Annotated in this window: 17 protein-coding genes; 10 read left to right on the top strand and 7 right to left on the bottom strand. The window is 49.3% G+C overall.

What is annotated here, in order from left to right:
* Positions 1-41 precede the first annotated feature (41 nt).
* Positions 42-1,220 carry a hypothetical protein gene (locus DFP95_RS03885; protein ID WP_115991216.1) on the top strand — a complete coding sequence of 393 codons (1,179 nt, stop codon included), beginning with the start codon at positions 42-44 and terminating at the stop codon, positions 1,218-1,220.
* 1 nt (position 1,221) lies between these two features.
* Here DFP95_RS03885 and DFP95_RS03880 read toward each other — a convergent pair whose 3' ends face one another.
* Positions 1,222-2,712, bottom strand: coding sequence for an outer membrane protein assembly factor BamB family protein (locus DFP95_RS03880; protein ID WP_115991215.1), 1,491 nt, complete (start codon positions 2,710-2,712; stop codon positions 1,222-1,224).
* Positions 2,713-2,915: 203 nt separating this feature from the next.
* Here DFP95_RS03880 and DFP95_RS03875 point away from each other — a divergent pair, with 203 nt between their 5' ends.
* From DFP95_RS03875 to DFP95_RS03840, 8 genes are all read left to right on the top strand, one after another.
* On the top strand, positions 2,916-4,082 hold the full coding sequence (locus DFP95_RS03875; RefSeq protein ID WP_115991214.1) for an AI-2E family transporter: 1,167 nt from the start codon (positions 2,916-2,918) through the stop codon (positions 4,080-4,082).
* 386 nt (positions 4,083-4,468) lie between these two features.
* Complete coding sequence (locus DFP95_RS03870) at positions 4,469-5,176, top strand: GntR family transcriptional regulator (protein WP_115991213.1); 708 nt, start codon at positions 4,469-4,471, stop codon at positions 5,174-5,176.
* Positions 5,177-5,222: 46 nt separating this feature from the next.
* Entirely contained in the window at positions 5,223-6,209 is a 987-nt protein-coding gene (locus DFP95_RS03865) for a glycerophosphodiester phosphodiesterase family protein (protein WP_181907227.1), read from the top strand.
* A 7-nt stretch (positions 6,210-6,216) separates the two neighbouring features.
* Entirely contained in the window at positions 6,217-7,104 is an 888-nt protein-coding gene (locus tag DFP95_RS03860; RefSeq protein WP_245987317.1) for a carbohydrate ABC transporter permease, read from the top strand.
* Entirely contained in the window at positions 7,101-7,922 is an 822-nt protein-coding gene (locus tag DFP95_RS03855) for a carbohydrate ABC transporter permease (protein WP_115991210.1), read from the top strand. The genes DFP95_RS03860 and DFP95_RS03855 overlap by 4 nt, the downstream gene beginning before the upstream one ends.
* Positions 7,923-8,016: 94 nt before the next feature.
* A complete protein-coding gene (locus tag DFP95_RS03850; protein ID WP_115991209.1) occupies positions 8,017-9,396 on the top strand; it encodes an ABC transporter substrate-binding protein in 1,380 nt (459 codons plus the stop codon).
* 143 nt (positions 9,397-9,539) lie between these two features.
* Entirely contained in the window at positions 9,540-10,370 is an 831-nt protein-coding gene (locus DFP95_RS03845; protein WP_115991208.1) for a Cof-type HAD-IIB family hydrolase, read from the top strand.
* Between the two features lie 3 nt (positions 10,371-10,373).
* Entirely contained in the window at positions 10,374-11,729 is a 1,356-nt protein-coding gene (locus DFP95_RS03840) for an MATE family efflux transporter (RefSeq protein WP_115991207.1), read from the top strand.
* 88 nt (positions 11,730-11,817) lie between these two features.
* Here DFP95_RS03840 and DFP95_RS03835 read toward each other — a convergent pair whose 3' ends face one another.
* A complete protein-coding gene (locus tag DFP95_RS03835) occupies positions 11,818-12,852 on the bottom strand; it encodes a stalk domain-containing protein (RefSeq protein ID WP_115991366.1) in 1,035 nt (344 codons plus the stop codon).
* Between the two features lie 171 nt (positions 12,853-13,023).
* On the opposite strand from DFP95_RS03835, the gene DFP95_RS03830 reads away from it, so the two are divergent.
* Positions 13,024-13,509: an SRPBCC domain-containing protein gene (locus tag DFP95_RS03830; protein WP_115991206.1), complete on the top strand. Its 486-nt coding sequence runs from the start codon at positions 13,024-13,026 to the stop codon at positions 13,507-13,509.
* A gap of 101 nt (positions 13,510-13,610) precedes the next feature.
* Here the strand turns inward: DFP95_RS03830 and DFP95_RS03825 are convergent, their stop codons facing one another.
* From DFP95_RS03825 to DFP95_RS03805, 5 genes are all read right to left on the bottom strand, one after another.
* Positions 13,611-14,117, bottom strand: coding sequence for a GNAT family N-acetyltransferase (locus DFP95_RS03825; protein WP_115991205.1), 507 nt, complete (start codon positions 14,115-14,117; stop codon positions 13,611-13,613).
* 14 nt (positions 14,118-14,131) lie between these two features.
* Positions 14,132-15,850, bottom strand: coding sequence for an ABC transporter ATP-binding protein (locus DFP95_RS03820; protein ID WP_115991204.1), 1,719 nt, complete (start codon positions 15,848-15,850; stop codon positions 14,132-14,134).
* A 7-nt stretch (positions 15,851-15,857) separates the two neighbouring features.
* A complete protein-coding gene (locus tag DFP95_RS29215; protein WP_245987315.1) occupies positions 15,858-16,196 on the bottom strand; it encodes a hypothetical protein in 339 nt (112 codons plus the stop codon).
* A gap of 457 nt (positions 16,197-16,653) precedes the next feature.
* The gene (locus DFP95_RS03810) at positions 16,654-17,529 is read right to left on the bottom strand and encodes a hypothetical protein (protein WP_115991203.1); all 876 of its coding nucleotides are present in this window, start codon (positions 17,527-17,529) and stop codon (positions 16,654-16,656) included.
* Positions 17,530-17,546: 17 nt separating this feature from the next.
* Complete coding sequence (locus DFP95_RS03805; protein WP_115991202.1) at positions 17,547-19,772, bottom strand: heavy metal translocating P-type ATPase; 2,226 nt, start codon at positions 19,770-19,772, stop codon at positions 17,547-17,549.
* Between the last annotated feature and the right edge of the window lie 91 nt (positions 19,773-19,863).

Below are 19,863 nucleotides of genomic sequence, written 5' to 3'. Positions count from 1 at the left end.
CGTTCGACCAGAATAAGGATCAAGAACGGAGGGAATAGGAAATGAAACGAATATCGACGCGAAAACGAACGCTTAACATGATTCTCGCGCTTGTCCTTTCGATCGGATTTCTCTTACCATACGGACCAACTGCGGGTGCAAAGAAGCTTCCGGATACGACTAGACTAGTCTTAACCGTTCGTTCCAGCCTTAATGCCGTTTCCTTCAGTCAACTGGAGCTTCGCAACGCCATTCTAATTCATGAGATTATTCGTGCCAAGAAAGAGAGTCTCGGACCGAACCAAGTCCCGAATATAACCGATATGGTTGTCGCTTTAACGCAGGAAGGCCACGAGGATAAGTACTTTCATATGGATCGAATGGGCTATTTGTGGGAGGAGCAATCCATGCAGAAGCTCGTTCTTCCACCGGCAGCCACGTTTAAGCTGATACGTTACGCCAATGCTTTGCGAGCAACTCATTATGGCCGATTGATCCGATGGGAGGACGCGGAACGAATCGTTCCTCGCAAAGGTATCGTCTCCGTAACGGATTTGGAGACGGGCTTATCCTTCCGCGTCCAGCGAAGAGCGGGCAGCGACCATGCCGACGTCCAACCGATAACCAAAGAGGATACGGCCATCATGAAACGAATTTACGGAGGCCGTTGGAGCTGGAAAAGAAGGCCGATCATCGTACATTCCGGGCAAGGCAGAATAGCCGCCTCCATGAATGGCATGCCCCATGGCGGGGACGGCATTCCGGAGAACGGCTTCTCGGGGCATTTCTGCATTCATTTTCTCGGCAGCACGTCGCACAAATCGGATTTCCCGGATACGGCGCATCAATTAATGATCTACAAAGCTTCGGGGAATACGCGCGCTTTTATCGAGGCTGCATCGCCGGTCGTACTAGCCGAGAGCTTCGTCGAAGCCATGTATCAGCGAGATTCGCTACTGCTCAGACAAGTATGGGATACGATACCCGAGGACAAGTGGTCTTATTTTGCTGGTCAATTAGAAACGTTGGAATCCATCCGCATCCGTAAACCGTTACGTAAAACCGGGAAATCCTCGGTGCTCGAAGATAACGAATACGACGAAAGCTTGAAGTCGGATATCCGATTGGCTATCGCGTCGAATAAGATAGGTAAACCGGAACGTAACGCTACCTATAGCTTCAGCTTTAAGCGAGACGACCGTTCGTCTCCTTGGCGAATCGCAGACGTCGCCGTCAAGTAATTTATTGCAATCGGATGCCGTAAATTTTGCCTCCGCGGGAAGCGACGACCGCGTAATCGTTATAGATTGCCGGCGATGATTCGATGTTCGTCCCGATGTTCAGGCTTCCGACCACCTTCCCGTTGTCGGCCGAGATGACGGATATCAACCCAACGGAATCGGCTTGGATCAGATACGCTTTCCCGTTATTATCGTAGACATCCACAGGGGACGACCAAGCATAATTTTTCATCGTCAGTCTCCACGCCTCTCGTCCCGTTTCCTTATTCAAGGCGACCATTAACCCGCCGCTGAATGTTCCGTAACGCGCGATCGTGAAGACGACGAGCTCGCCGATCTCTTTCTTGCCGATAACCGGCGTCGCCAATAAGCCTCCATTTACAGGATGCGGACCTAGTAACGAGAAGCTCGCGTATTTATTCTGCCAGACGACCTTGCCCGTCAATCCGTTGATCTTCCGGATGTACGAGCTTCCCGATCTCCCCTGCTTATCCACCTCGGTTCCGGTGTATAGGTACGGCACTCCGCCTTCCGTCTCGATTACGATCGTAGCGTCCGTATCGTCGAGCGGAGGAAGCGTCCATTCCGGCGTATTCGTCTTCAGATTCAAGGCTTGCAAGCTGCCGCCATTGTCCCCGAAAAAGGCAAGGTTATCGTATATCGCGAGGGAGTTCTCGATTCCTTGATAGCTATTCCCTTTAATCTTATAGCGGTACTTGCTAATAACCGGATCGATCGAAAGCGTCTTCTTGCTTGGATTGAACGCCGTATTGAGTTTGATCCTATAGACCACGCCGTTCTCGCCGCCGACCGTGAGAGAATCGTCCAGCCTGTTAAAGATGGCCGAGCTATCGAACGCTCCCCAGCTCCTATAAGCGAACTTATCCTTTCCGTTCACCCGCAGCAGCCTCTTCTGGTCCGTGAGACTGTACAAGTTAAATCCGATCGTACCGTTCTCGGGTATGCCTTCTCCCACATAGAGAAGAGGATAACCTCTCGCGTCAACCGATACGCTGCCCTTAATCGGATTGCCTACTTTGATCGGATTACGCGTTTCCTCGCCGGATTCCAAGTCCAGGAAGTAGACGTACCCGTCTAAGGAAGCGTAGATTACTTCCGTAAATCCCGGCTTATTCCGAAATTCGGCTTTTACGTTCATTGTCCGAAGAACCTCCTGCGACCACTTGACGATAGCGGGCTGACCCGTCCAGCCTGCGCCTCCGCCCCATGAGCTGGACTTTGTTTTCTTCTCCCAAGCGATTTTCGGACGAAAGGTTGTCATATCGGCCGTGCCGTAAGACGGCGAGCTTCGTTCGTTGGATCCCCGAAAGGTTAATATGCCTTCCACCTCGGTATATTTAGCCGGGAAAGCTAGCGACATCGAGGGCTTGCTGCTCCATTGATAAGAGGAGAGATTTCCGGCTTGGGCGATTCCCTGGTACAGACAGATAAGGACGAGTGCGAGTATGGCGATCTTTTTTCCGCGGAACATCTCTATTAAATCCCCCCAACGATTAGGATAAATAGATTGTACTCACTAGACTCCGAGAAGCTTGTCAAACGGTGGGCGAGTATTCGAGGATAAATTGTCGCATCCGCGAACCAATGATCGGAATTGGGCGTGCGATGAGCCCGAAGCATTGTTCTCGAGGATTGAAGTCGGTTAAAATAGGAAGTAACTAAGGAGGATGTTTCATGCCAACGCGCAAGTGGTCTGATCGGATAAAATGGATGCTGCTTAACCAGAAGGTTATCTTATTTCTTGTAGTCATTTTGTTATTAAGCTTGAATATATTGGTGCTGGACAAGATCTCCTACGTCTTCCACCCCTTCATCGTCGTTCTGGAGACCGTATTCCTCCCCTTTCTGTTGACGGGTGTCGCTTATTACCTGCTTAATCCAATCGTGGAGTACATGGAAAGCCGCTACAACGTGCGTCGGGTGTATTCCATTATCGTTCTTTATTTAATTATCATCACCGTGCTCACTTTAGTCATAATGAAAGTCGTGCCTTTGCTCAGCGAGCAAATTACGAGTTTAATCGTGCAGTTTCCTACATATAGCCAAGGCGCCCAACAAAAGTTCGAGGAGCTAATCGGCAACGAATACTTCAATCAGCTGCAGAGCACGCTTGGAATCGATTCCGAGAAGCTGGTTCAAGAATTCTCGGGCAAGGCCTCGTCGCTCATGAGCAACGCTTGGTCCGGAATCGGCAGCGTCGTAGGCAGAATCACGGAAACGGTACTCGCTATCATTACCGTTCCCTTCATCCTGTTCTACCTGCTGAAAGACCGGAAGAAGCTGTCTCCTTTCGTGCTAAGCTTCGTTCCCACCTTCTTGAGAGATCGTTCGTTCCGCGTCATGATGGAGATGAATCATCAGATCAGCTCTTATATTCGCGGGCAGATCGTCATCAGCTTCTGCATCGGCGGACTCCTCTATATCGGTTATTTGATTATCGGACTCGACTATTCTCTCGTTCTAGCGGTTATCGCGGCCTGTACCAGCATCGTTCCTTACTTAGGCCCGGCTATCGCCATCACGCCGGCATTAGTCGTAGCCATGGTAACGTCACCCGTAATGCTTCTTAAGATGCTCGTTATTTGGACGATCGTTCAGCTAATCGAAGGAAAGTTCATATCTCCGCAAATCATGGGCAAGACGATGCACGTCCACCCGATCACGATTATCTTCGTCATTATTACAGCCGGTAACTTATTCGGCATGATCGGCATTATCCTTGCCGTTCCCGGCTACGCCATTCTGAAAGTCATTGCCACTCATTTATTCCGATGGTTTAAGCTACGGACGGGGCTCTACGATCCTCCGGAAACCTTGAAAGCAGAACCATCGGCGGAGTGAAAAATCATCCTTATAATCATAAGCGGCAGCCTTAGACGTTAAGTCTTGGGCTGCCGCTTTATTTATTACATGAATTTGTATGCAATGAATCAAAATAACATAGAGGTGCCTTGTATCGTCATCCTTCACGCAAGTGAACTAGACAAATTAACGCTTGCTCCACGTTGTTCTATTCGATCGTTGATGGAAAACGGGCATTAATATAACGGTTATCTCCGTACAACTTCTCCAAATGCATAAATTTGACTAGACAACTTTACATCACCTTCACATTCCTATAACAATTTTTGTTTTTAGATTAACGACTCTCGAATACTCGGCTTGTAAACTAAGGATTATCAACCCGTCAGGTGAACGTAAACTCTAGGAGGTGAGCAGTCGGATAAATGATGAACAAATATGAGGAAATCAGCAAAGTGATCGCCGATGAAATCGATCGAAATTTGTTTGCCGAGGGAGACAAGCTACCTACCGAAAAAACTTTGGCTGCACGATTTCAGGTTAGCCGCGAGACCATCCGCAAGGCGCTAAAGAATCTCATAGAGCTAGGCAAGATCTACAACATTCAAGGCTCTGGTTACTATTTGCGCCGGAATGGCCTTCACATGGCAAGCACTTTGAATAAATTTTCCAGCATCACCGAACTGATCCAAAACGCCAACTTGACTGAAGGAGATATAGAAGTTCAAATCTTCAAGAGAAAACCGAACGATGAAGAAATCGGCATGTTGAATATTAACAAGCAGGATTCCATGTTTATTCTCGAAAGGATACGAACGGCAAACGGCGAGTCGATTGTATATTCGCGAAATATTTTGCCGCAAAGCATCGTAGGTCAAGATTTTGCGGAATACTATGAGCCCGGCTCCTTATCCAAATATCTCGAACTTAAATATGGCATTTACATTGTCGAATCGCTCATGGAAATCCAAGCGGTACGGGAAGAAGATGTCCTCCCGTACCGTTTGAAGCTTAGCGACCCTCCTCTCTTGAAATTTATTCAAGTGCATTACGACGACAAGGCGAATCCTATTTATATTTCCTACGATTACATGAGAAACGACTTAATACGGTTTTATGTGCGAAGAACTTAATGATTTCAACGAATTAGTAAAACCTACGAAACGGAGGATTATGGATATGAGCGTAAATCCGGTTGTACAAACCCCCTTTGAGAAAATTTATACGGACTACCTGGATTCTAACGGGAGAGTCATGATCGCGGCGCACCGGGGAATCTGGAGGCGGGCTTCTGAAAATTCGCTTCAAGCCATTCAAGCCGCCATTGATCTCGGCATGGATGTCGTCGAAGTCGATATCCGGAAAACCAAAGACGGGACATTGGTTCTCATGCATGACGAGACGGTCGATCGCATGACGAACGGATCCGGCAAAGTCTCGGAGCTTACGTATCAAGAAATTCGCGAGCTTCGCCTGAAGCAGGGTCGGGGCGGAGTCGAAGCTTCCGTTACGAACGAGCTTGTTCCTACGCTCAGGGAAGCGATGGAGTTGATTACGAATAAAATCTTGGTGAACCTGGACAAGTGCTGGGATGTCCGCGAAGACGTCTACCGGGTTCTTCTCGAAACGGGAACGGTAAGACAGGGCTTGTTCAAGAGCGCGGCGGGAATGGACGAGGTCGAACCGTTCTTGAACGGCAAAGCGGAGCGCCCGGAATTCATTCAAATCATTCATGACTACAAGGTCGTTCAAACGGACGTGGGAATTAAGGATTTGTTCAGCAGCTTCGCGGAAAACGAGGAGCTAAAAAAATGGTTAAGCCAGGTTGGGCCGGCGGAGCTCATCAAGAAATTGCCGAAGCCCAATAATGAATTGCTTGAACATTTGGACGAGCTATTTGCGCGAATCAAGCCCAAAGCGTTCGAGCTTAACTTTCTATACGATCGCAGCGAGATTATGGCTTCGGAAACGATTCGGCGCCTGAAGGAGCGTTCGTGCAGAATCTGGGTGAATACGATGTTCGGCTGGGATTGCGGAGGACATACGGACGAGATTTCGCTGAACAATCCGGAGTTTGGCTGGGATTGGCACAAGGAGCGCGGAGCCAATATGATCTTGTCCGATCACCCTGAAGAACTCTATCACTATTTAAATGCAGGGAAGTGAACTTACTGTGGGCAACAAGCTGGCTAAATTCAAAGAAGCGGCGTTCGGATTCGGATTTTTAATGCCGTCCTTACTTGGCTTCGGCATCTTCTTATTTTATCCGTTCTTTAAGTCCGTCTATTTAAGTCTTCATAGCACGAATCCGCGTGGACAAATCGTCGACTTTGTCTGGTTCGACAATTTCAAGGATATCCTCGGCTCCGAGCATTTTTACCAAAGCATTAAAATCTCGTTTCTATTCGCGCTGATGACGATCCCGACTTGCTTGATCATCTCCTTATGTCTGGCGCTGTTGACGCACAAAAAAAACAAAATCAATATTTATTTTCAGCTTATCTTTGCCAGTTCCATTGCGATACCCATCGGTAATGCTTCCGTCATTTGGAAAATCCTGTTCCACCCTACCGCCGGTATGTTCAACTATTTCCTAAGCTTTCTGGGCATCGATCCCATCGGTTGGCTAACGGATCCGGCTTACGCTTTGATTTCCGTTTCCATCATGACCGTATGGATAAGCATCGGATTTACCTACCTTGTCCTGCTAAGCGGAATTAAGGGCATCCCGGAGGACTTGTACGAGAGCGCCAAAATGGACGGCGCAGGCTCGTCCGCCATGGTTCGTAAAATCACGTTGCCATTGCTGTCCCCTGCTATCTTTTTCATGAGCGTCATATCCGTTATCGGTGCTCTGCAAAGCTTTTCCCAAATCAACATCCTAACGGAGGGCGGACCGGCGAATTCGACCAATGTCGTCGTCTACGATTTGTACCAGGAAGCTTTCGTTAACTATCGATTCGGTACCGGAAGCGCTCAGGCTATTATCTTGTTCCTGATCATTCTTCTGTTTACGATCGTTCAGTTTCGAATCGCGGAAAGGAAAGTGCATTATTCATGATAAGCAGATTACAGCGTCCGGCGGCATTGATTATTCTGATTCTGGCTGCCGTAGTCATTATTTATCCTATCTATTACGCTTTCGCGGCGTCGATGATGACATCGGGCGAAATGGATTCCTTCCCGCCTCATCTGTTTCCTTCGAGCCTTTACTTGGCTAACTTCAAGCTTGTTTTCAGCTTGGTTCCGGTTGCCCAGTTTTTGTATAACAGCTTCGTCGTCGCCATAGCGATTACGGCCGGACATTTGCTTACCGCAAGCTTGGCTGCCTATGCATTCGCTTTTATCCGGTTTCCGTTCAAAGCGTTTATTTTCTCCCTGTTCGTTGCCACGATGATGATTCCTTGGGAAGTAACGATGATTCCCAACTTCTTGACGATACGCAACTGGGGATGGACGGATTCTTATTGGGGTTTGATCGTACCTTTTCTAACGACAGGCTTCGGCACGTTTTTGTTTAGACAATTTTTCCTGCAATTGCCTAAGGAAATTTTCGAAGCGGCGAAGATGGACGGGTTGGGACATATGGGTGCCTTTGTTCGAATCGCCCTTCCGCTCACGCGCTCCGCTTTCGCGACATTGGCGGTTCACAGCTTTATCGGTGCATGGAATATGTATCTTTGGCCGCTGTTGATTACGAACGAAGAATCCATGCGAACCGTTCAAATCGGAGTCACGATGCTGCAGTTCGAAGAATTTACTTCTTGGAATCTGGTATTGGCAGGACTGACCTTGATGATGCTCCCCCCGCTGCTGTTGCTCGTGTTCGGATTGAAGCAACTCGTCGGCAACGTTACGTTGGGAGCCCTTAAAGGCTGAGCAAACCCTGAAGTTCGGTTATCGTAAAACGTCCGAGACCAATCGGTTAATATACAATACGTCAAAAAGACGACAACTAGGAGAGATAAACCCGATGAAGAACTTAAAATGGAAAACGACCGTACCTGTATTGCTAGTAGCTTCCGCAATAGCCCTTCAAGGCTGCGGCAATTCCGCATCGAACTCGAACTCGACCAATAATCAGCCTACGAAAGAATCAAGCTCAAGTTCAAGCGCTGCTCCGATCACGATTAATTGGTGGCACGCGATGAGCGGCGCCAACGGAAAAGTCATCGATCAGGTCGTTAAGGATTTCAATGCCTCCCAATCCAATATCGTTGTGAAAGTAACCTTCCAAGGAGCTTACGACGAACTGCTGAATAAAGTGAAAGCAACGATGGGTTCGAAAAGCGGCCCTTCGATGGTTCAAGTGAACGACGTAAATACCCGCTTTATGATTGATTCCAAGATGATAACGCCCGTTCAAACCCTCATTGATCGGGACAAGTTCGATATCTCGCAGCTAGAAGAGCACATCCTGAATTATTACACGGTCGACAACCAACTCTACTCGATGCCGTTCAATACCTCCAATGACGTGTTTTATTACAATAAAGATTTATTCAAAGCGGCTGGCCTAGACCCGGAAAACCCGCCGGCAACGTTCGAAGAAGTGACTAAAGACGCCCAAGCGCTCACCAAAAACGGAGTTACCGGTTATGCTTTCTATCTTGAGCCGTGGGATATGGAACAATCCTTCGCCAAGCAAGGAGAATTGTATGTCAATAACGATAACGGACGTTCCAGCGAGCCCGCGACGGAGTCTTTCATGAACACGAAACCGGGCGTCGACACGCTGACTTGGTGGAAAAACATGTTGGACAACAAGCTTGCTCTTAACTTCGGCCGCGTCTCCGCCGATGCTCAGAAATCCTTTATTGCCGGAAAAACCGCTATGTTGACAGGCTCGACCGGAGCGCTTCGCGGTCTCGTCGACGCTGCGAAAGGTAAATTCGAAGTCGGAACCGGCTTCTTCCCGATCCCTGAAGGCTCTGCCAAAGACGGAGGAGTCGCAATCGGGGGAGCAAGCAACTGGATCATGAACAACAAGTCCCAGGAAGAGCAAGATGCGGCATGGGAATTCATCAAATACTTGTCGTCTCCTAAAGTACAAGCCTTCTGGCACATTAGCACCGGCTACTTCCCTATCACGAAGGATGCGTATAACGAGCAGATCGTCAAAGACAATCTCGTTAAATACCCTCAGTTTAACGCGGCGATCGAACAGCTTCATCAAGCGAAATCCAATTATGCTTCGCAAGGCGCTTCGGTCGGGGTATTCCAGGAAATGAGAAACTTCTATGCGAGCGCCGTCGAAGAAGCAATGAACGGCAAGTCTCCTCAGGAAGCATTGGACAAAGCGGCGAAAAGCAGCACGGAAGCTATTCAAAAATATAACGAGACTAATAAATAAATCATTCCTTTAAGCAACCACCGTATTTTCAAACAAACAAAGACAGGACGAAATTTTCTTCGCCCTGTCTTTGTACATGACGAAATTTCCAATTATATGGTTTATATCAACAAGCTTCATGTCGCAGAAAGGCGGAAACTACTTTGCAAGGCAAATGGGTAATTTCAGATCTAGACGGTACTCTATTGGATTCACGACAACAAATCACGCAAGCCGTTAAACAACGTATACGACTTTTCCAACAAGATGGCGGCTTTTTTACTTTGGCAACAGGCCGGTCATTGAACAGCGCTTTACCTTTTATCGAAGAGCTAAATATCAAAGTGCCAGTTATTCTGTACAACGGCGCTAAACTATATGACCCTATCCAAAAGGTATTTCTTAAGGAGCATGCTTTGCCCGTATCCTCTTTTCGGCATGCTTTGTACAACTACGAGCTGACCGGCGAGGGATTGGGATTGAATGTATTGGTATTTTGTCAGGAGCAGATTTACTGCCCTTCTATTACGAATACAGTAGAACGTTACATGCAAAAAGATAAAGTTAATATCATCGAAACATCGATGTCCGATTTATATGACCTATTTCAATCATCGACTAAAATCATGTTTTTAGGCGATCCCGATGCGCTAAAATCTTTTCAGGAGAAGTGTTTCTCCCGTACCGAACAACCGGTCGCCCCCTTATGGCATGCGGTTCAGTCCGAGCCGGAGCTTCTTGAAATTCTTCCGCCCAACGTTAATAAGGGCTCTGCATGCTTGGAATTGATAGAAGTCTTGGGACTGGATATGGCCGATCTCACCGCTGTAGGAGACAATTTGAACGATATTGAAATGATTGCCCTGATCCCGAACGGAGTCGCGGTACAAAATGCCCATCCGATATTAAAGGAAACAGCCGATTGGGTAACCTCGCGGAGCAATGATGAAGATGCGATAATCGAAGTGTTTGACCAAAAAGCCGTGGCTATATAAGCGATGCCGTATAAAAACGATGAATTCATTAGCCAATTATACCGGCTTTCCGTACCGCTGACGCTTCAGTTTTTATTCACCTCATCCTTCTCTCTGCTCGATACCGTGATGGTAGCGGATTTGGGCGAGCTGCAGATTGCCGCGGCGGGCATCGCCGGACAACTGGAATTTCTGCTTGTCATGATATTGGCCGGCGCGTTAAGCGGACCGGCCGTTTTTATGGCGCAGTACTACGGCAAAAGAGATTACGTCTCGATTAAAAAACTGGCTGCTTTGAACGTCTTTAGCGGATTCGCTATTAGTTTTATTTTCTATATCGTCCTGACTTTAAGCTCTCCCTATGTCTTTTGGCCGTTTACGCAAGACGATCAGTTGCTGGAAATGACAGCGTCTTTCGTATCCATCGTCAGTTTCGGGTTTATCGCCTCGGCCGTCACGACCGCGTTTACGATGAGCTTAAAGAGCATCGGCGTCGTGAAAGCCGTCATGTACATGACGGTCCTGTCGCTTCTGCTGAACACCGTGTTGAATTATGCCCTGATCTACGGACATTTCGGGTTTGAGCCGATGGGAGTGAACGGAGCCGCGGTTGCTACGCTTATCTCGAAGCTACTGCTGCTGATTCTAACGGTGGCGTATGTATATGCGATGAAAAGGGAAGTCTCGGTATCTTTCTTGAAACGGTTCCCTTATGACCGTGTTTTGTTCGGAAGGGTGTATCGGGTTACTAAACCGATTATTATTCATGAGTCGTTGTGGGGGCTCGGCACCACGATGTATATCGTAGCGTTCGGAATGATGGGTGCCGCGTCGATTGCGATCATCCAAGTTTCGAAAGTGATCGGCAACTTCGTTCTCGCCGGCGTACTGGGATTCGCTCAATCCGCAAGCGTCATGATCGGCGAGCAGATCGGTTTGCGGAACAAAGAACAGGCACAGAAATATGCCGAAAGGTTCACGCGAATCGGCGTTGCGGCCGCCGTGCTCATCGGGTTGGCACTGTTTGTTGCGGCACCGCAAGTCGTCGGGCTGTTTCATATCGGAGAGCAGTTGCGCGGCCAAGCCGTGAATATTGTCCGTATCATGTCGTGCGTGTTAACTTGCAGCTTTCTTAACAACATCTGGATTGTCGGCGTATTCCGAAGCGGCGGCGATACGCATTACTCGATGAAGCTTGTCTTGGGATCCACTTGGCTGATCGGTATCCCGCTCGCGTTTATCGGAGCCGGCATCATGAAGTGGCCGATTGAAGTCGTGTACGGGCTGTTTGCCACAGAGGAAATCTCCAAAACTCTGTTTGGTTACTTTCGTTACAGGTCCCGACATTGGCAGCACGATCTGGTAAGTACTGAGCAATAAGCTAGCATAAAAACAAGCATAACGTTGCCGGCGCGGCAACATTATGCTTGTTTTTACTGCTCTATAGGCTTAGCCGATGCTTCCGTTATTAGAATAATCTTCTTGCCGTAACAAAACGTTTCTTCCATCCGTCGTCGAAATCTTCGAAGTGAACGCCTTGTACCTTGGAATAGGTATGAAGAACCCGGCCGTCGCCCGCATAGATGCCGACATGTCCGATATCGAGCCCTCGTGCGCTGAAGAACAACAAATCTCCTTTGCGCAGCTCGTCGACTTTGACTTCCTTCCCTTTCAGGGCTTGGTCGTAGGACACTCGCGGAAGATCTATAGCCAGCACTTCGTTAAACACGTACTGAACGAATGAAGAGCAGTCGAACGTCTTCGTTTGACCGGATTTGGCTCCGAACTCATAAGGAGTGGCCAGGAATTTGGACCCGAAAGCGAGTAGCTCGTCCGCTTGCTTATCGACTAACGCAGGGCTCGCGTAATCGGTATACATCGGTTTGGCTGAAATGAATCCAATCGTATCGTCCTTCGTCTGTACTTCCAACCAGTCCGCGTTGATTTCTCTGATGACGTGGACTTGCTCGTTTTTCGGAAGCATTCGAATCACGTCGGAATCGTTTTCTTTACCGGGAGAGACGCGCAGGTTAATGCCGTATTCGACTGCGGTCTCATAGTTGCGCGCGGATGAAATCGTGATCGAGCCGGAATACTCATGCCATTTCACGACATTGCCTAGCGTCTCGCTTATAAATCGCAAAGGAACCATAGTCGTCTTGTCTATAATCTTGCCGGGTACGGGTAAATTCAGCCGTTCCTGATTTTTATATGCGGTCGTTTCGCCGAGTCGATATGTAAGGATAACGCCATCCTTAGTAGCGGTAACTGTTTGGGTCTTATTGTTCCACGTGACTTCGGCACCTTCGGCCTCGAATATGGTTCGCATCGGAACGAGGCTACTGCCTTTTTCGATTACGGGTTGCGTCTGAAAAGCTAGCTGCCGGCCATCCAAGAATACGGATAGGGACGGATCGATCTCGGCGGCGTTTGCCGGCGCTGCTTGGAGCAACGACACGGACAAAAGCGCTGTCGCGGCGCCTGTAAGGAAATATGTACTCATCTTCAAATTGATGTCACCCTCTCGGAGTTGTCTTTTGATATAGACGCAAAGACGAGCGATTTGTTACCTTCCATATTGTGGAATGGGTTTGACTTGATTGTTTATTCCATTTCAGGTATATTCTCGGTATGGTATATTTATTTAAAACATTAACCTACTGGAGGAAACTTAATGTCGGTTCAAGTTGAAATTACTCGTACAATCCGTGCTCCGCGCGATCTTGTATTTAAGGCATTTACCGACCCGGAACAGCTTCCGCATTGGTGGGGACCCAAAGGATGGACGTTCGAGGTATCCGTATCCGATTTCCGTCCGGGGGGCGTATTTCATTACAGCCAGAAATCTCCGGAAGGCGATCTCATGTGGGTTAAATTCCTTTACCATGAAGTCAGCAAATCGGATAAACTCGTCTATTCCAGTTTCTTCTCCGATGAGGAAGGCAATATCGTTCGGGCCCCGTTTGATCCCGATTGGCCCCTGGAAACGCTGAATACCCTGACTCTCGCCGAGGACGAAGGCACAACGACTATTACGATAGTCGTGGCTCTCGTATCCCCGACCGAGGTAGAGTCGGCAACCTTCAAGGCATCGCATGAGATCCTTAATGAAGGATTCTCCAGAACCTTCGAACAATTAGCCGAATATCTATCGCGATAATAAATCTTGCGATACGGCATAACGAAAAAAACACCGAATCTCGGTGTTTTTTTCGTTATTCATACGGGTCCTGCGGGGTAACTAAGATCTCGTTCCCGCAGTCATCGATTGATCCAAACCATGAAATCCTCGTCGAAATATCGCCCTTCGAATTTCATTGCGTTTCGTTCCACCCCATACGCTTCGAAGCCTACCGATTCGTATAGCTTCTTTGCGGAGTCGTTATCGGATACGACCGTTAAGTTGATTTGCTCCAAACCCGCGATTTCCTTTGCCTTCTTGAGCAGTTCAAGCATGAGGGATTTACCTATTCCCTTTCCCCGCTGTTCAGGCGCCACGTACATTCCGTAAACATTGCCTTTATGGACTGTCTTAAGTCCGTTATCCCGCATGAAAGTTACGATTCCGACTAACGAGCCGCTAGCATCGAAAGCCCCGATAACGAATTTGTCATTAGTCGGTTTTACGCGCTCGATAACGGTTTCCATTGAAAAGTTCGCTTCTCTCTCGTAAGTGGATCCGAATGCTTCCGGATTGACGGTTAGCGAGCCTAATCGCAACTCTTGATAAGCTTGCGCATCCGTAACTTGCAGAACTCGTATGATCATCGGTTCTCCCTCCATCAAGAATATTGATACTGGGCATGATGCAGCCTGCTGTAGATTCCTCCGGAGTTAACCAGCTCCTGATGCCCGCCCTGCTCGGCGATTCCGTTCTCGTCGACGACGACGATCCTATCTGCGTTCTTGATCGTCGTGAGCCTGTGAGCGATGACCAGCGTCGTACGGCCGACGGACAATTCGGCAAGCGATTTCTGAATCGCCGCTTCCGTCTCGGTATCGAGCGCCGACGTCGCTTCGTCCAGAATAAGGATCGGCGGATTCTTCAGGAACATCCTCGCGATCGACATCCGTTGCTTCTGACCTCCGGACAGCTTCACTCCGCGCTCGCCGATGATCGTGTCCATGCCTTCCGGCTGCTGCCGGATCATCTCTTCGAGCGAAGCCCGTCTGGCGGCTTCCCAGATTTGCTCTTCCGTAGCGTCAAGATTCCCGTAAGCGATGTTCTCCCTGATCGATCCCGAGAACAAGAACACATCCTGTTGCACGATCCCGATGTGCTTGCGCAGCGATTGCAAAGTCATATCGCGAATATCAATGCCGTCGATGGTGATCTTGCCTTCGTTGACGTCGTAGAATCTCGGCAGCAAGCTGCATATCGTCGTTTTTCCCGCGCCGGAAGGACCTACGAACGCGATAGTCTCTCCGGATTTGATCGATAGATCGATTCCGCTTAAAATGTTTCTTCCCGGCTCGTAGCCGAAATCTACCCCGTCGAACCGGATGTTCCCTTGAAGCGAAGCTACGTCGACCGCATCTTTCGCGTCCGCAATATCGGGCTCCGTATCGATGATCTCGAGGTAACGCTTAAAGCCCGCGATCCCCTTCGGATAACTCTCGATAACGGCGTTGATCTTCTCGATCGGCCGGAAGAAGATGTTGGATAATAGCAGGAATGCCATGAATTCTCCTAGCTCCAGCCTACCTTGAATGAAGAACCAAGCACCGCAGATCATGACGAATACGGTAATCAAGCGCATCATCATATAGTTGATCGATAAGCTCTTGGCCATTGTCTTGTAAGCTAATAGCTTGGTCTCGCGAAAGTTCTTGTTATCGACCGCGAACAGCTTCTTCTCGTGCTCTTCGTTGGCGAACGATTGTACGACGCGGATACCGCCCACGTTTTCCTCGATACGCGCGTTGAAGTTCCCTACGTTACCGAATAATCTTCTGTAAGTGTTCGTCATTTTACCGCCGAATACGATGATGAGCCAAGCCATGATCGGAATGATGATGAAGGTAAGCAAGGCCAACTCTAGATTGATGTACGCCATCAGGGTAAAAGATCCCGCAAGCGTCATGACCGCGATGAAGACGTCCTCCGGACCATGGTGGGCGACTTCCCCGATATCGTTCAGGTCGTTCGTTACCCTTCCGACCAGATGTCCCGTCTTGTGATTATCGAAGAAGCGGAACGAGAGCTTCTGGATGTGCTCGAACATTTTACGCCGCATATCCGTTTCGATATTGATGCCGAGCATATGTCCCCAGTAGGTCACGACATAGTTTAATACCGTATTCAGCGCGTAAATACTAAGCAAGGCAACGCATGCAACCACGATCATCGTCCAATTCTCGCTTGGCAACAGATCGTCGATGAACTTGCTTACGGCCAGCGGGAATGCCAGCTCCAGCAGGCCGGCGACTACCGCGCACGAGAAATCCAGATAGAATAACCCTTTATAAGGACGATAATAAGCGAAAAATCTGCGAATCATATTTAAATCACACTCCCGTTTGTTCAAGACCCGAGACGGACGCCGACTCTTGCGAATCCATGGCGTCCTCCTGCAGATCGAATAAATGAATATAATCCTCGATAACTTGATCTATCGCTTTAAGCTCGCCGCATAACACGGCTTTGATAGGTTCGAATTCCGACTCGCCTAATTGCCGAGCTACCGTCGATCTCTTGACCCGCAGCTGCTCCAAGAAAACGAGAATGCGACCTCTTCTGAACGTCTGCGCGCCGTTAGCCCCGGAATGTTCGACGCCGCCTCGTCTTCCGTCCTTGCTCTCTCTTCCTTCACTGTCACCGTGCCTTCCGCGATGCTCCGTTCTCATCCAACACCTCACTTCTGTATACAAACGCATACAATTTACTCCATGTATACAAAAGTATACGATTGTTTTTCCAGTGTCAACCAAAATTGCAGCCAGGTTGAAAAAGAGGCTTCCGTCCTCGAGAATTTTACTCTGTTCTTACATCGTCCGAATATTGAGAAAACGTTTGCTTGCTATGATGTTGAACAAGAGGAGGTGGAAGCAAAGTGTATTACGAAGAAGACCGAGTACCGTTCGATGATGCGGACGAGGAAAAGGAACTAGTCAAAACCAAGCCGGATGCCGATGAAACCAACAAGCCATTGTCTAATTGACAGTGCTTTTTTTATTAGCGTTACTTTAATAATAGATTCGAACAGTCGTTTAACGCATAACGGCATCCCGCGCCGTCGAGGCCATCGGAATGCCGTTCTTTTGTGTGTTCTTCAATAGTCCGCGCGTAAAGCGTTGCCGCCCCTTAAGGAACCTTCACGACGAACGGAACGATGAACGTACGATCATTCCTCTTGAATTGACCCCAGATTTTATAGATGCCGCTCTTCGGGAAGCTTGTCATGAAACGCGCTTCCGGCCCTTTGGCATCTTCGTCCGTCGGATGAACGTGCAGATAAAGCTCCGTGTCCTCGCTTAGAATGACGACGTGACCGACGGCTCCCAGATAAGGCTGCAAATCCTCAATCGGTTTATTCGAACCGGCGTCGGCAAAAGTAAAGGTCAACCCCGTCTCCATGCCCGCCATCAAATGGTCCAACGACAGCGTCGCTTCAACGCCGTCGACGATACGCGTCAAGCTCGAGTCAGGTAAGATCTGCGTTTGTTCGCCGACCTTCCCTTGAACCTCGACCCGCTTGGTCTGCGAAGTCGACGATCCGCCGCCGGGAATATAATCGGCTATCAGCTTGTATTCGCCGGCAGCCGGGAACCGGGTCGTAACCGAGAACGCGCCTCCGCCCTTATAAGCCGGATGAATATGATTGAAATAGGAGAGGTCTTTGCTCACGACGATTAAATGCATTTTTTTCTCGTGATTATTCTCGAATTCGTTCACCGGTTGTCCCTTAGCGTCGCGGATTAGAATCGTAACTTCCGTATCTTCAGCGACATTAGGCTTTGGCACTGAAAGCTTCCATTCAGCGCTAGTCGTAACCTCCGCCGCCGCCGATGAGCTCGTATCGCCATGTTCGCGATGATCTTCGCCTACGCTTGCTTCGCGATTTTCCATATGCTCGCCATGAACGATCGCTTCCTGATCCGCGCCTCCATTGTTACGATTCCCGCAAGCGCTAACCAGGAATAGCGCGAACGCTAACATCCATAACCCTATTTTCCTCATTCGTTTACCTCCGCGATTTACAGCCTGACTCTTTGCAACCTAAGCGCGTTAAGCACGACGGATACCGAGCTTAACGCCATTGCGGCGCCTGCCAACCATGGCGCTAGATATCCGCTCGCTGCTATCGGTATACCGATTACGTTGAACGCAAGCGCCCAGAATAGATTTTGCTTAATATTGAGCATCGTTCTACGGCTCATCGATATCGCATCCGGAATGCTGCTCAGGTCGCCGCGCATCAAGGTCACGTCCGCCGCCTCCATCGCCACGTCCGTTCCCGTTCCGATCGCCATCCCGATATCCGCCGTAGCCAATGCCGGAGCGTCGTTAATCCCGTCTCCAACCATCGCTACCTTCTTGCCCGCCGCTTGCAGCTTCCTTACCTCTTCGGCTTTGCCTTCCGGCAATACCTCGGCGCGTACTTCGAGTATTCCGGATTGTTTCGCGATCGCCGAAGCGGTTCGCGCATTATCGCCGGTAATCATGATGACCTGCAAACCTAGCGCATGAAGCTTCGCGATCGCAGCTATGGATGTCTCCTTAATCGTATCCGCTACCGCGATCACAGCCGCAACGGAGCCATTCACCGCGACAAGCATGGCCGTCTTGCCCTCTTCCTCCAGCTCGGCCATTCTCCCTAGAACATTGTCCATATTTATCGAATGCCGTTCCATTAGCTTGCGGGTCCCGATAAGCAATTCTTGCCCTTCGACGACGGCCTTAACCCCGTATCCGGGAATGGCTTCGAACGACTCCGTGGCGACTGCCGATATCCCCTTGGCTTCGATTCCGGCAACGATGGCTTCCGCCAACGGATGCTCGGAATGGCGTTCAGCCGAAGCGATCCATGTCAGCATTCGATCCCGGTTGTCCGGATCCGAATTAAATTCAATATCCGTCAACTCGGGTTTCCCCTTGGTTACCGTTCCTGTTTTGTCTAGCAGTACGACGTCCAGCCTATGAGTCGATTCCAGATGCTCCCCGCCCTTGAAGAGAATTCCCATCTCGGCGGCTCGGCCCGATCCGGCCATAATCGACGTAGGAGTCGCCAATCCGAGCGCACACGGACAAGCGATGACCAGAACGGCTATTGCCTTCTCCAGAGCTCCCGAGAAATTTCCACTATCCACGCCGAAGAACCAGATGAGAAACGCAGCGACGGCTATTCCGACGACGATCGGAACGAAGATGCCCGATATGACGTCAGCGACGCGTTGAATCGGCGCCTTGGAGCCTTGCGCCTCTTCGACGACTTTAATGATTTGCGCGAGCGCCGTCTCATGACCGACTCTAGTCGCCCGAATCCGCAACGCTCCGTTCGTGTTCACGGTAGAGCCTACCACCGAATCCCCTGCCCGCTTATCCGCCGGGATGCTTTCGCCCGTAATCATCGACTCGTCTACGGCCGATATCCCGTCGATAACGATGCCGTCCACGGGAATTTTCTCCCCTGGCTTCGCTAGTACGATGTCTCCCACGACGACTTCCTCGACGGGAACTCGTAACTCCATCCCGTCCCGAACGACAAGCGCTGTCTTAGCTCGCAAGCCGATTAATGTCTTGATCGCATCCGAAGTACGCCCCTTCGCCATCGCTTCGAACCATTTTCCCATCAAAATGAGAGTAATCAATATCGAGCTCGTTTCGTAATACAAATCGACTTGATGGTGGCTGCCGATGGATTGGAAGGTCAAATAGAGGCTATAGAAATAAGCCGCGGAAGTCCCCAACGAGACAAGGACGTCCATATTCGCGCTTCCGTTGCGAAGTGCTTTATAAGCGCTCACGTAAAAAGGAAAGCCGATAACGAGCTGAACGGGGGTCGCTAGAAACAACTGAACCCATGGATTCATGAACGGCTCCGGTACCCAAATCCAAGAGGTGAAGGAGAAGTGCCCAACCATTGCCCACAGTAAAGGCAAGGATAGTACCGCCGAGATCAGCAGTCTGCGACTCCGCTTGCGTATTTCTATTTTCCGCTCCGCGCTCCTATCCTTATTTTCTTCTTTGATTTTAGCCTTATACCCGAGCTGCTCGACTTTCTTGATCATATCGGGAATGGACACGTTGGATGGCGTAAACTCGACGCGGGCGGACTCCAATGCGAGGTTCACGGTCGCTTGGGATACTCCGTCCAATTTGTTTAGCCCTTTCTCGATGCGATTCGCGCATGCCGCGCAGGTCATCCCCGTAATTTGCAAGGATGCTTGCTCGTTATCGTCTAAGGTTGGATTTCCGTTCATATTTCGTCACCTTCGCTTTCGACTTATACCCACACGGGGTATATTTATAAGTAAAAAAAGGGAGTCATCATTCTAAGATGACTCCGATACG

Source organism: Cohnella lupini (assembly GCF_003386205.1).
Classification (GTDB): Bacteria; Bacillota; Bacilli; order Paenibacillales; family Paenibacillaceae; genus Cohnella; species Cohnella lupini.
The sequence above is the reverse complement of the archived record's forward strand: the minus strand, read 5'-3'. Positions and strand labels throughout refer to the sequence as shown.

Bases quoted from the DNA above. Each gene is read 5' to 3' on its own strand.
- DFP95_RS29215 (WP_245987315.1), bottom strand. From the start codon at position 16,196: ATGAGAACGGAGCATCGCGGAAGGCACGGTGACAGTGAAGGAAGAGAG.
- DFP95_RS03840 (WP_115991207.1), top strand. From the start codon at position 10,374: ATGCCGTATAAAAACGATGAATTCATTAGCCAATTATACCGGCTTTCC.
- DFP95_RS03810 (WP_115991203.1), bottom strand. From the start codon at position 17,529: ATGAGGAAAATAGGGTTATGGATGTTAGCGTTCGCGCTATTCCTGGTT.
- DFP95_RS03875 (WP_115991214.1), top strand. From the start codon at position 2,916: ATGCCAACGCGCAAGTGGTCTGATCGGATAAAATGGATGCTGCTTAAC.
- DFP95_RS03825 (WP_115991205.1), bottom strand. From the start codon at position 14,117: ATGATCATACGAGTTCTGCAAGTTACGGATGCGCAAGCTTATCAAGAG.
- DFP95_RS03850 (WP_115991209.1), top strand. From the start codon at position 8,017: ATGAAGAACTTAAAATGGAAAACGACCGTACCTGTATTGCTAGTAGCT.
- DFP95_RS03870 (WP_115991213.1), top strand. From the start codon at position 4,469: ATGATGAACAAATATGAGGAAATCAGCAAAGTGATCGCCGATGAAATC.
- DFP95_RS03855 (WP_115991210.1), top strand. From the start codon at position 7,101: ATGATAAGCAGATTACAGCGTCCGGCGGCATTGATTATTCTGATTCTG.
- DFP95_RS03805 (WP_115991202.1), bottom strand. From the start codon at position 19,772: ATGAACGGAAATCCAACCTTAGACGATAACGAGCAAGCATCCTTGCAA.
- DFP95_RS03880 (WP_115991215.1), bottom strand. From the start codon at position 2,712: ATGTTCCGCGGAAAAAAGATCGCCATACTCGCACTCGTCCTTATCTGT.
- DFP95_RS03830 (WP_115991206.1), top strand. From the start codon at position 13,024: ATGTCGGTTCAAGTTGAAATTACTCGTACAATCCGTGCTCCGCGCGAT.
- DFP95_RS03865 (WP_181907227.1), top strand. From the start codon at position 5,223: ATGAGCGTAAATCCGGTTGTACAAACCCCCTTTGAGAAAATTTATACG.
- DFP95_RS03885 (WP_115991216.1), top strand. From the start codon at position 42: ATGAAACGAATATCGACGCGAAAACGAACGCTTAACATGATTCTCGCG.
- DFP95_RS03835 (WP_115991366.1), bottom strand. From the start codon at position 12,852: ATGAGTACATATTTCCTTACAGGCGCCGCGACAGCGCTTTTGTCCGTG.
- DFP95_RS03820 (WP_115991204.1), bottom strand. From the start codon at position 15,850: ATGATTCGCAGATTTTTCGCTTATTATCGTCCTTATAAAGGGTTATTC.